The organism is Nitrososphaerota archaeon (genome assembly GCA_029785825.1).
GTDB lineage: Archaea > Thermoproteota > Nitrososphaeria > Nitrososphaerales > Gagatemarchaeaceae > UBA183.
In genome coordinates, this window is the sequence record JAFLYY010000001.1 from 1,623,781 (window position 1) to 1,635,797 (window position 12,017).

General features: G+C 59.7%; 12 protein-coding genes. 7 read left to right on the plus strand and 5 right to left on the minus strand.

Features of this window, described 5'->3' with window-relative positions; genetic code table 11:
- Positions 1-44: 44 nt before the first annotated feature.
- Positions 45-842, plus strand: coding sequence for a translation initiation factor IF-2 subunit alpha (locus JRN21_08755; GenBank protein ID MDG6989392.1), 798 nt, complete (start codon positions 45-47; stop codon positions 840-842).
- Complete coding sequence (locus JRN21_08760; protein ID MDG6989393.1) at positions 842-1,024, plus strand: RNA-protein complex protein Nop10; 183 nt, start codon at positions 842-844, stop codon at positions 1,022-1,024. Before JRN21_08755 ends, JRN21_08760 begins: the two co-directional genes overlap by 1 nt.
- A gap of 19 nt (positions 1,025-1,043) precedes the next feature.
- On the opposite strand, the gene JRN21_08765 is transcribed toward JRN21_08760, so the two are convergent.
- From JRN21_08765 to gcvT, 3 genes are all read right to left on the minus strand, one after another.
- Complete coding sequence (locus JRN21_08765) at positions 1,044-3,479, minus strand: hypothetical protein (protein ID MDG6989394.1); 2,436 nt, start codon at positions 3,477-3,479, stop codon at positions 1,044-1,046.
- A gap of 172 nt (positions 3,480-3,651) precedes the next feature.
- Complete coding sequence (gene gcvH, locus JRN21_08770; GenBank protein ID MDG6989395.1) at positions 3,652-4,065, minus strand: glycine cleavage system protein GcvH; 414 nt, start codon at positions 4,063-4,065, stop codon at positions 3,652-3,654.
- Positions 4,066-4,088: 23 nt separating this feature from the next.
- Positions 4,089-5,201, minus strand: a complete 1,113-nt coding sequence (gene gcvT / locus JRN21_08775; protein MDG6989396.1) for a glycine cleavage system aminomethyltransferase GcvT — start codon at positions 5,199-5,201, stop codon at positions 4,089-4,091.
- Positions 5,202-5,257: 56 nt separating this feature from the next.
- Between gcvT and cofE the strand changes: the two genes are divergently transcribed.
- From cofE to JRN21_08795, 4 genes are all read left to right on the plus strand, one after another.
- Positions 5,258-6,031 (plus strand): coenzyme F420-0:L-glutamate ligase, encoded by a 774-nt coding sequence (gene cofE / locus JRN21_08780; protein ID MDG6989397.1) that lies wholly within the window; start codon positions 5,258-5,260, stop codon positions 6,029-6,031.
- A gap of 25 nt (positions 6,032-6,056) precedes the next feature.
- Positions 6,057-6,233: a hypothetical protein gene (locus tag JRN21_08785; protein ID MDG6989398.1), complete on the plus strand. Its 177-nt coding sequence runs from the start codon at positions 6,057-6,059 to the stop codon at positions 6,231-6,233.
- 40 nt (positions 6,234-6,273) lie between these two features.
- A complete protein-coding gene (topA, locus tag JRN21_08790; protein MDG6989399.1) occupies positions 6,274-8,337 on the plus strand; it encodes a DNA topoisomerase I in 2,064 nt (687 codons plus the stop codon).
- Positions 8,338-8,540: 203 nt separating this feature from the next.
- A complete protein-coding gene (locus JRN21_08795; protein MDG6989400.1) occupies positions 8,541-8,948 on the plus strand; it encodes a hypothetical protein in 408 nt (135 codons plus the stop codon).
- Here JRN21_08795 and JRN21_08800 read toward each other — a convergent pair.
- Positions 8,926-9,531, minus strand: coding sequence for a hypothetical protein (locus JRN21_08800; GenBank protein ID MDG6989401.1), 606 nt, complete (start codon positions 9,529-9,531; stop codon positions 8,926-8,928). The genes JRN21_08795 and JRN21_08800 overlap by 23 nt on opposite strands.
- A 54-nt stretch (positions 9,532-9,585) precedes the next feature.
- Here JRN21_08800 and JRN21_08805 point away from each other — a divergent pair, with 54 nt between their 5' ends.
- Positions 9,586-10,185, plus strand: a complete 600-nt coding sequence (locus tag JRN21_08805) for a hypothetical protein (protein MDG6989402.1) — start codon at positions 9,586-9,588, stop codon at positions 10,183-10,185.
- Here JRN21_08805 and JRN21_08810 read toward each other — a convergent pair.
- Positions 10,157-12,013, minus strand: a complete 1,857-nt coding sequence (locus JRN21_08810; GenBank protein ID MDG6989403.1) for an ATP-dependent DNA helicase — start codon at positions 12,011-12,013, stop codon at positions 10,157-10,159. The genes JRN21_08805 and JRN21_08810 overlap by 29 nt on opposite strands.
- Between the last annotated feature and the right edge of the window lie 4 nt (positions 12,014-12,017).

The window sequence follows — 12,017 nt, forward strand, 5'->3', positions numbered from 1 at the left end:
TCTCGGACCAAAACGACAAATACCACTAAAATCCTCGACTTCACATGAGCCAGGAGAGGCCCCTTCCGGACCCGGGCGAGATTGTCGTCTGCACGGTCAGGGAGATTACGTCTCATGGTATCTACGTCAACCTAGACCAGTATGATGGCACCAATGGGTTCCTCCACGTCTCCGAGATATCTACCGGGTGGGTCAGAAACATCGACAGAGTGGCGAAGGTCTCTCAGAAGCTCATATTGAAGGTCGTCAGGATCAACAGGATGAGGAGGGAGATCGACCTCTCGCTTAGGCAGGTCACCAATGAGGAAAGGCGCCAGAAGGTCATAGACTGGAAGAGGGAGGAGAGGGCGCTGACCATCGTCCAGGCGGCAGGAAAGAAGCTAGGAGTAGACGAGCCGGGAGAGAGGCAACTGAGACGCAAGCTGGAGGAGGGGTTCGGGACCCTATACGTGTCTCTTGAGACCGCCGCAAAAAGAGGGGCGGAGGCGCTAGCGCCTGCAGGGCTGTCGGACAGGGAGGCGAAGGCGGTGGCTGAGCTAGCTGCGGAGAAGATAATCCCCCCGAAGTACGAGGTTGGGGCGCTCGTAGAGGTGTCATCGAGGTCCCCTGAGGGGATAGAACAAGTCAAGAAGACGCTGGTTGCGGCCGCCAGCGGACAGTCGGCGGAGGTCCATATCACCTACGCCGGCGCGCCACACTATAGAATCAGAATAACGGCGGACGACTACAAGCAGGCTGAGAAGGTCATGGACTCGGTTCTCGAGAAGATCAAGGATGGGGTCGGGAAGCATGATGCCTTCAGCTTCAAGCGCGAGATATCAAGGAAGTATGGCGGTAGTTAATGAAGAGCTTGATGCTGAAGTGTGGCAGGTGCGGCAGATACACTCTGGCTGAGCAGTGCCGGAGCTGTGGAGAGAGGACTGTCACGGTCCACCCGGCGAGATACTCGCCTGACGACAGATATGCGAGATATCGGACCCAACTGGCGTATGCAGACAGAGCCGACCCAACGGTTGCCGTCTGACGGGGCGGTCGGTGGCCCACTAAGTGTAGTTGCCTGGTACGAGCTGGTAGAGCAGGATTGTGTTAAAGCATTGGAGGCTCGCGTCTCCAGGACATGGGTTGCCGGCCGAGGTCCCGTTGATTCCGGATTCAGCCGCCCCAAAGCTGGGTGAGACGTAAGCCAGTCTGAAAGGTCCCGAGCTGTCAGAGGGGAAGTTGAACGTACCTGGGTAGGAGAAGGCCTCGTAGGGGGGCGCACCGTTGCTCGCCTGCTGGTAGGACTGCGAGAAGGAGCAATAGAACACTTGAGCGCAGATGGTCCCGGTGTTGGCCGAACTGGGAACGATCCATCCGGCGAGGTTGAACGGCAGTAGCTGGCCGAAGAGGCTGTCCTGCATTGCGTAGGGGGTCAGGTTGAAGTCGTCAGTCCCGATGCATGTGCTCGTCCCGGCCGAGGGGCATTCGAGGTAGAGCGACTCGTTCAGACCACCGATGCGTATGAACCATTGCTTCTTGCTTTCGTCCCCGCCACCCGCGGTGAAGCCTCCGCTGGCGGGAACCTGCAGGATGAAGAAGTTTGTTGTCCCAGTAGTTTGAGATACGACCGGCATGATGCTCCCAGTGATGAAGATGGCGACGTAGGTTGGCCTACCACCCCCCATCTTTTCGGCCATAGCCGCTGCCTGGGTGACGTTGGACATCAGGAGCCGGCCGACCTGTGCTATCTGGGTGCTGTTGATGGTGGCGTTGTCCACCACGGTAGTCCTGTTCCCCATGACCGCAAACCAGTAACCGTAGTCCCACCAAGCGATTATGACGGAATTTGTTGGGGTGTTCTGTCTCGTCCACTGGAGGGTTTGGATCCAATCGTTGAACGCTGCCCTAGAGTAGATAGTGGCCCCGTTGACCAGACTCACTCCGGAGTCGGCTGGACTGTTGTCACAGAAGAGTTGGCCGCTGGTGGTGCAGGGGATGGGGTTGGGAATCCAATAGGAACCGGCTGGGAGGACGAGGAGTGCTATCACGGCTATCGAAAAGACCACCTTCATCTCGCTGCGCGAGGTCGGGGCCTGCTTCTTCTTGACCAGGGCGATGGTGTTCGGTTTGGCTATGGCGAAGGCGAGCTCGGCGAATCCTATTCCACCGAGTATTCCTAGTGCTATAGAGGAGTAAACGAGGAGGCGGGAGAAAGCTGCGGAGAAATAGATCCCGGACAGCCCAAAGACCAGGGCGTAAACCATCGGCAGCCCCTTCCGCCTGAATGCCACCAGGGCCCCGGCGATAGCGAAGGCCATGATTATAGCATATGAGGTGAAGTAGTCGCCACCGGTAGGGACGGCCTGTTCAGCCACAGACTGGAGCAAGGGGCTGGAAGTCCGCGACCAGGGGGCGATGACTGCCAGGTACCTTCCCGAGAGGCTGCCGACGGCGCCGAAGCTTAGCAGTGCGACGCCGGCTAGGACAAAAGCGAACAGGAATTTGATGAGCGTCGACCGGTACTCGGTGGGTTTCGTCCAGGTCTTAATCCACTGGGCAACCAGTAGGAAGGCCGTTCCTCCGATCAGACCGAGTCCGACAGGGTTGGTGACTATCTCCACCCCCGGCCTGGGGAATATGGCGCTGAAGAAGAGGGCCGAGGCCGTGAACGATAGCGCGGGGAGGGTGTACTGAGAAAGGTCGAGGTCCAGGAAGGGAAGGACCATGAAGACGAGTGCGAAGCCGTCGGTGAAGAAGTCGCCTCCGCCCCAGGCTGTGTTCGCGTATCCTATCATGATGCCCGCGGCCAGGGCGCGGAGCACCTTGCTCCGGGCACCCCTCTCCTTATCGAAGACCGTGAGCATGAAGTAACTCGCGGCGACGAATAGGAGTATTGCCAGCGGTTCTGACTTGAACCACCCCAAGTTCCCTCTCTCAATCAGGGGCGGAGAAACGGCGAAGACGAGGGCGGCGAAGAGGCCTGCCGCGTCCCCTGCGATTTTCCTCACTAGAAAATAGAAGAGGACGGCGGTGAGCGCCCCGAAGAAGACCGGCAGAACTATCAAGAGATTGTAAAGCGTTATCGGGACTCCGAAGACATCGTGGACCAGGAGGTAGAGCATGGCTCCGGCGACCTGGAGCCCTCCCTGCGAGGTAGCGGCCACGTTCCGTCCCCATGGGAACCAGGTCTGGATGTCGTGCCAGAAGAAGTAACCCTGCAAATTGTGGCAGGCGGTGTAGACCGTCGGGCCGCAGTTGGGGGGGTTGGCAAAGAAAGCTGCGTAAAGCCCCTCTTGATGAGCGAGGTTGACTATGTGCTGGGCCGCGTAGTAGTCATAGTAGGGGTCGAATTCGTTCAGATAGAACCCGTACTTCGCCGCGTAGGCTCTTATGAGGACGGCGATGGTGAACACGATTGAGAGTACCATGGACAGCATGATAGCCCGGCGCGAAATGGTCGGGCGCCTCAGCGTTGCGCGCAGGGCGTCAGAGGTACCCAAATCTGGGGGTGCGAGTCTGTTTGGGCTATTTTAACCGTCTCTTTTTTGGACTCGGCAGCTTGGGTCGCAGGCCCGTATAGTTTTCCCTGACGTGGGTCCCGGCGCGTTCTCTTAGGTAGAATTATCTAGCTCTGTGGCTTCCTTCTGGTCCCGAAGGGCAGTTGGTCTGTTTCTACTGCTTTTTCAACAGCTTCTCTAGAAAAGCGGCGTATGACTTCGCGTCGAGGAGCGACGTCCTCTCGACGGCAAGGTTCAAGGGTTCCACCTCCACCAGCCACCCATCCCCATAGGGGGACTTGTTCACCAGCTCGGGGTGGGTGTCGAGGCTGTCGTTGGCCTTCGTTACTTTGCCTGATATGGGAGAATAGACTTCTGAGACAGCCTTTATCGACTCCACTGTTCCCATGGATTTGCTCTGTTGCACGTTACCCCCTGGCTTCGGAATGGTGACGTAGACTATATCATTCAGGGTCTTGGCCGCGTAGTCGGTGATCCCAACCCTCACGGTCCCGCCCTCGACCTTAGCCCATTCGTGCTCTTCTGTATAGAACAGGTCTTCGGGGACGCGGTAGCCCTGGACGTCCAACGGGCAAGCGCCACCCCGTGGGTCTAATTACGTTTCTCCCTCTTCCATCCGTAGAGTCTCTCGTCATAGAAGGGGGGCTTGACGGTCATCCCAGGCTGGCCCGTGCCCCTGATGATGACGCTCACTCTCGAGCCGGGCTCGGTCCTGTCGGTCTCCACCCTACAGAGTGCCACCCCTTTGCGGAGGATGGGGGAGAAGGTGCCGCTGGTAACTGTCCCTAATCTCTCGGAGCCATTGACCACGTCGAACCCGTGCCTTGGAATGCCCGAATCGAGGACGAGCCCTCTCCTGACCAAGTGGGGGGGCGACCTGGCGCGTTCTTTCAGCGCCTCTGAGCCGACATACCCCTCCTTTCCGGTGGTGAGAACCCAGGCCAGATCGGCTTCGAACGGATCGGTGTCTTGGTCGATGTCGGAGCCATGAAGCGGTAAACCTGCCTCCAGCCTAAGAGAGTCCCGGGCGCTGAGACCACATGGGACCGAAGTCTCGGCGAGCTTCTCCCAGACCTTCATCGCCCCTTCAGGCCTCTCGGCGGTGGCACCGTAAACGATGACTTCGAACCCGTCCTCCCCCGTGTAGCCCGTCCTGGAGACAATCGCCTTTGACCCTGCGACCTCGGTCTCCGCACACCTGAAGCGTTTGACCTGGGTGAGGTCGAGGAAAGTAAGCGGTTGGAGGGAGGAAATAGCCTGCGGGCCCTGGATGGCGATCATGGCAGTAGACCCGGTTCTGTCGTCGATGGAGAAGTCCCGAGGAGCACGAGACTCCATGTGTTTGATGTCAGCCGTGGCGTTGGCAGCGTTCACCACGACGATGTACCTGTCGTCGGCCAGCTTCTCGATTATCAGATCGTCGATGATTCCGCCCTGGTCGTTAAGAAAGAGGGTGTAGAATGCCTTCCCCGGAGGCTGGGAAGCGACAGCGGTAGGGACGAGCCCTTCGAGGAACCTAGTCGCGGCGGGCCCCCCGATGCTGAGCCTCGCCATGTGCGATACGTCGAATATCCCTGAGGTGTTCCTGACGGCGAGGTGTTCGTCAATGGTCGCAGAGTACCACAGCGGCATATCATAGCCTGCGAACTCGGCGAGCTTGGCATGCTTTGAGTGGTAGCCGTAGAGCTGGGTAGTCCTGAGCATGGCGGCCCGCGGACCCCCGACTCTATTTAAGGGGGGAGAGCCCGACGGCCTCGGACTTGATTTCTCTGGTCCCCGTGAAAGTCCCAGTCAGGAAGACTAGGTTCAATCTGACGGCTCTGATAGACGGGAAGGTCGGGGACGAGCTTAGGGACGGCGACGTGTTGGTGATCTCGAGCAAGTTCGTCGCCATGGCGGAAGGGAGGGTGGTGAAGCTGAAGACGGTGAATCCAGGGGCGGCTGCGAGGGAGCTGGCGGAGAAGTACATGATGGACCCGAGGCTCTGTGAAGTAGTCGTCCGTGAATCGGACAGGCTCCTCGGGGGGATTCCGGGATTCCTTCTCGCAAGCAAGGACGGGCTTCTGACCCCCAACGCAGGGATTGACAAGTCGAACGTCGCCCACGGCGCTATCATCCTCTACCCTCGGAGGCCCGAGGAGTCAGCTAGGACCATCAGAGAGGCGCTGAGGTTCTCCAAGGGGGTATCGATCGGGGTCGTAATCTGCGACAGTAGGCTCTCCCCTACACGGAGGGGGACCACCGGGGTCGCTGTCGCCGCGTCGGGAATAGAGGCCGTACAAGACATGAGGGGGAGGACTGACCTGTTCGGCAATGTCCTCAAGGTGACATCGCAGGCGGTGGCCGACGACCTGAGCTCAGCGGCGGAGGTGCTGATGGGGGAGTCGGACGAGTCTACGCCAATCATACTTGTCAGGGGTCTGAAGAGGAGCATCAGGAAGGACGCCGAGTATGGGGGCCGCGGATTCGCCATTTCGGTTGATGATGATGTCTTTCTCCGGAGCCTGGGGTATTCGGGGCGCGAATACGCCTAAATGCACGTCTCGGCGCGGTGGGGCGTTGACTTACGAGATTGCTTGCAACGCCTGTGGAGCGCCGTTGTATTCTGGTTTCGATCTGAGGTCCCCAGCCGACGTCCTGAAGGCGTCGGAGTTCCGGTGCAGGAAGTGCGGCGTGAAGCTTGCTACCGTGAAGTTCGCGGTCGAAGTCAGGAAGATAGACGGCTCTTTCGATTAGGCAGAGCAGGCGCGCCTTTCGTTTTGGGGGGCCGGTAGAAATGGGCCCGGGGTACACTCTGGTAATCTGTGAGAAGCCCGACGCCGCCCGGAGGGTGGCCGATGCTCTCTCTGGGGGAAGGAGCCGGCCTGAGACGGTTGGAGGAACCACGGCATTCAGGTTCGTCCGGAAAGGAGAAGAGTTTGTGGTCTGCGCCGCCCAAGGACACCTCTATGGAGTCTCTGATCCCTGTGAAGAGAGAGTGGTCTATCCCGTCTTCGACGTAGAGTGGTACATCCTGGACCAGCTGGATAAGGACAGCACTGGGGCAGAGAGAAGAATCGCTGCTGTGAGGAGGCTGGCAACGGGGGCGACCAGGTTCGTCAACGCCTGTGACTTCGACGTTGAGGGAGAGACCATAGGGTTCAACCTGTTGAAGTACGCCTGCGGGGGGAAGGAGAGGGACGCGCTGAGGGCGAAGTTCTCGACTCTCACGGAAGAAGACTTGGTGAGGGCCTTTGATGGACTGGAGCATCAGTGGTCCCAAGGGCTAGCGAAGGCAGGGAGGGCGAGGCACGCCATAGACTTCCTGTGGGGAATTAACCTTTCCAGAGCGTTGTCGCAGTCACCGCTGGGAGGCGGGACGCAGTACAGGACAATCAGTGTTGGGAGGGTGCAGGGACCGACCCTCGGGTTCATTGTGGAGCGGGAACGGGAGATACTCGGGTTCGTGCCTGTCCCATACTGGAAGGTTATGGGGACATTCGAGAAGAAAGGAAAGAGGATTGTGGCGCCCTATGCCGAAGAGAGGGTTCCCGTACGGGCTGTTGCGGAGCGGGCGCAGCGTGATTGCCTTGGAGGAGTCGGGGTGGTGGAGTGGGTGAGGAAGAGTTTGACCCTGGCGAATCCGCCAGTCCTGTTTAACATAGGCGACCTGCAGAAGGAGGCATACAGGGCGTTCGGGTTCCCGCCCGGGAGGACGATGCGGATTGCCGAGCGGCTGTACCTTGATGCGTTGATATCGTATCCGCGAACCGGCAGCCAAAAGCTCCCCCCGTCCATCGACTGCCGAAAGATAGTCAGAGGGATAGAGAGGATGCCCGAATATGCAACCGTGGCCTCGGAGGTCCTGAAGTCGGGGGCGAGGCCGGCGGAGGGAAGCAAATCTGACCCAGCTCACCCCGCAATCCACCCGACCGGAGAGAAACCGAGGCACGCCCTGGGCGCTGCGGAATCATCACTCCTGGACCTAATCATCCGGAGGTTCCTAGCCGCCTTCGGCCCCCCTGCCAGGAAAGAGACGGTCGAAGCATCGCTGGCTGTTGGGGTGCATAGATTCAGGGCGGCAGGGAGCAGGACGCTGTCCGCAGGTTGGATGAAGCAATATGGAAGATATGCGGCATCCAGGGACGTCGAGCTCCCACAGATAGAGGAGGGGGAGAGGTTCAGAGTAGGGGATGTGAAGGTGGAGGAGAAGTTCGGGCAAAGGCCGCCGAGGTACAGCCAGAGCACTCTCCTGGAGAAGATGGAAAGGGAGGGGATAGGGACGAAGGCGACGCGGGCGGACATCGTCGGGACTGTGCTTGGAAGGGGATATGCGTCAGGGGAGTGGCTCGAAGTGACAGAGCTCGGATTCGCTGTGGCGGAGGCTATCGAAAAATACGCCCCTTCGATCGCAGGAACGGGGCTGACTAGAGAGATAGAAGAGAGGCTCGCCGCCGTAGAGGAGGGGAAGGAAACCGAAGCATCCCTGGTCAGGGAGACAATCAGAGCCCTATCGGAGCAGCTGGCGGAGCTAAGCGCCAATGAGGAGTGGGTCGGGAGAGAGCTTGGGTCGGCCCTCTCCGCCGTGGCCCCAAAACAGACGGCCCTGGGGATATGCCCGGTCTGCAAGACGGGGGAACTGAAGGTCGTACGTTCCAGGACAACGAAGAAACGGTTCGCAGGATGCTCGAACTACCCGTCGAGGTGTAGGGCGTCAGCCCCTCTTCCGCAGAGGGGGAGCATTAGGGCCACGGCGAAACCGTGCGAGCGTTGCTCTTGGCCCGTCGTATATGTGGCTGGAGGGAGGCACCCTTGGAAGCTCTGTGTCAACCCTGCCTGTCCGGGGAGGAACAAGTCATGAAATGCGACGTCTGTGGGCGGGAGGGGGTGTCGGACCTCTGCGCCGGCCATGGCGCCGCGAGGGAGAACCTGAAGGCAGCCTATCCTCTATGGGTTAGGGCGTATGGGGGGATGGAATGGAAGGACTATTTGGATAACGTTATACATAACGTTCAAACGGGCCGATGGGTAAAAGAGGTAGCAGTGCTACTGCGTGGTGGTTAGATGCTAAGAGAAGCGATTCGGCTGGCGTACAGGAAGAGCGTGGGGACCCTAAAGGACGGGGTAGAGGGGCTCAGCTCTTCGGTCACCCAGGGAGGCGGCATGGTCCCGATTCTCTACGTGGTGTTCCTGGTCTGCCTGATGTCGGGGTTCATCGATGCGCTGGCATATCCTGTCCCCAATCAGAGCTACATTCCCCTCCCGAGCACGGTCGCCATGACAATACCAGAGGCCGTGGTAGACGCCATGATCATACTGCTGGGAGGCGCAGGTATCTATCTGACGTACATGAGCGGGAGGCAGACGGCGAAGTCCAGGGCGGTCAACCTCTACCTTGGGCTGGCGCTGTTAATGCTCGTAGTTTCGCTCTTCGCCGGCATACAGATGGCTATACTGAAAGGGTTCGGATAGATAGAGTTCCTCCTGGCCAGGCGGACCCCCTAACGGCCCTGACAATGAGCGTCGCTCCATCGGATTGGGCGGAAGCTGTCACGTCAGAGAGCCCGGAGATGGGCCTTGCAGAGCCTGTCTTGGGGAGCCCCTCCCGCCTGTACATGCTCAGAAGGACCACCTTTGAGTTGGTCCGGGCAAAGTAGGAGAGACTTGCCAGGGTGAAAGCCGCCTTCCTCCCCCGGGAACTCCCGTCCTCGGCTGCGAGGAGGTGATATAGGCTGTTCAGGCTATCCACGATTATCACGTCCTGGTGGAAGCCGAAAAGTCCGGAGAGGTCGTCTTCGATGGGGAGGCCGGGGCTAGGTACCCTGAGAACAGATGTGCGAGCGCCGTTCCCGAGGGGAGAGAGGACATAATCGGCATTGGAGGCATAGAAGGCGTCGAGGTCAAGGATGGCGCAGGTGGACCCTGTGGCGGCGACGAGCCCGAGCGTAGTTCGGGCGAACTCGAGGTTGGGACGTCTCCCGTCGAGGAGGAATGTCACGGTCTTCCCTACAAGCGGCCCAAAAAAGGACCGTGACTGCTCAGCGCTAAAGCTCAATAGAGTAACAGGGGATATCTAAGTTCATATTTGAAACTGGGCCGTATCTGCGTGGTGACGTCGAAGGCAAACGCCTACTTCGCCCTGGCGACGCGACTAAGGAAGGCTGGGCTCCCCTTCTCGAGCGCCCTTCCTGACTCGGACCTCGAGGACTGCGATCTGGTGCTCACTACCGCGGGGGAAGCAGGAGGGTTCGGGGGAAGGGGTATGTCGTTGGAGAGCCTGGATGCGGACCCGGGAGTATTCAAGGGGCAAGTTCTTTCTCGTCTCAAAGAAGAAAGGGAGGTGGTCCTGGTTGGGGTCGACCCAGGGGAAAGGATTGGTCTTGCTGCCTTCTATGGTCAGACTGAGCTGGCTTTCGACACCCTTGGTTCACGAGCGGCGGTCTGCTCCAGGGTGAAGGCATTCGCCAAAGGGATCCCAAGGAGCAGGTTGCTGGTGAGGGTTGGGGACGGCGACAGGCGCCTGGCGGGGAAACTAGTGGAAGAACTCGTGGGGGAGGTCCCTGAAGCCACCGTAGAGCTCGTGGATGAGTCTGGAACCTCTGCGGGAGGCTCGAAAACTCGTGGGATGCAGCGGGATGAAATCGCGGCTGCGAGGATAGCATTCAGGAAGGGAGAGGTCGTCAGTCCCGGGACCAGAAACCGCGGCTAAGTGATTCGATGGACCCCGGGGTCATGTCCCCCACGACCAAGTCTTTGCTGAGCCATGACGGCATCAGCTCCTTCGCCGCCGGGCTCCCGAACCTTTCGTCCAAGAAGAAGACCAGTCCCCTCTTCCCTGGGTTCCGGACGTGCCTGCCGGCGGCCTGGTAGGCTCGGCGCAGCGCCGGGAGCCGGGACAACATGAGAAAAGAGTCCCGCTCCCCGACCCTCTTCAGGCAGGCGTACTCGGCGTACATCACTGGTGAGGGTGGAGGGAGGGCGAGCCCCACCACCACGATTGACCCCATGAGCCCGCCTTCGAAGTCTTCCCCCTCAGAGAAACGCCCCCCTTGGACGGCAAAGAGAACGGAGTCGGCCGAAGACCTGAAGGAATCGAATATGTCGGTGGCCTGGGCGTTGGAGAGGCCTGGGGCCTCGGTCACCATGTTCCTCCCCACCACCCTCTTCTTGACCAGGTCGAATACGGCACCCAGGACGGCATAGGATGGGGCGAACACGCCGACCCCGGAAGCAGTGGACCTGATTACAGCCGCCACGCGATCCGCTATCTTCGAGTACATCTGTGGAGTCCTTTGTTTGTAACGGGTGGAGGTCCCGGTGTCGACGGCTGTCTTCACGGTGACTAATGGTTCGGTTGACGCGTGATAGGTCCTGACAGACCCGGGATTGAGGCCAATAGACCTGGCAAAGACTGCAGATGGGCTGACTGTGGCCGAGAGGAGGACTGCGCTCCTGAACTCCCTGAGATAGTCTGAGGTATCTCTGACAGGGTCCGGATCAATGAGGCCGAAAGACTCCTCCCACTTCACCAAGATGGACTGCCCTGACGACGAGAGTTTGGAGAGGAACTCGCCGACCCGAAGGATGAGGGAAGGAAGTCTCCGCTCGTAGACAACGGAACTCCAGGCTGTCCCCGAGCTCGCGCTCAACTCGTAGGCGAGGTTTTGTAACCAAGCGACTCCCCGATCGTGGCGGAACCTGGCCAGGACGTCATCCCTGTCGAGCATCCACCCCGTCCGCTCCTTCGCTACCTCCGAAAAGATGTGCAGTAGCGACGTCAGCGACGACGCAGCTTCTTCCATCAGCATGGCCTTCGCCTCTCGGATAGCTCCCTCGACCTGGTCCATGGTGAGAGTCGCAGAACTTAGGCCCCTGTAGAACTCCCTGAGGTTATGCGCTTCATCTACCGCCAGTATGACCTTCTTCCTCTCCAGCGAGTTGCGGTCGAAGAGGAGTGGGGATGCCTTGGGGTCGAAGGCATATTGATAGGGGACCACAGCCACGACGGCCTGGGCGACAGCGAGTCTCGCCACCTCGTAGGGGCAGACATAGGCTGCCTCGGACCGACGTATCAACTCGGTCTGGCTCGGAGCCAGGAGGAGGACGTCTTTCACCAAGGCGTCGAACCCATTCGTGAGTGTGACGTTCATGAAATAAGAGCAGAGGTTGTTGCTCACGTTGAATGTGCAGTACCATCCGAAGGACTCCTGAGGGACCGCCCTCCCCCGCCTGAGGAGGCAGTAATCATACTTGGAAAGCATGCAAGCCCCAGCGAAGGGGTGCTTCGGCTGGAGTCGAGAGATCTCCTCAACCACCCTGTTGACTTGGCGCTTGGTCCTGCAGGCGTAGACCACCTTGCACCCCGTCTCCTCGGCCGCAGCCAGGGCTCCGGCGAGGACGGCCGCGGTCTTGCCGAAACCGCTCATCGCCTCGGCCACCAAGACCTCACCGTCGAGGCATGCACTATAGACCCGCTGAGCCAACTCCTTTTGGCCCGGTCGGTATGACGGGTAGGCGAACCTCCCTTCTATTCCCACGCGA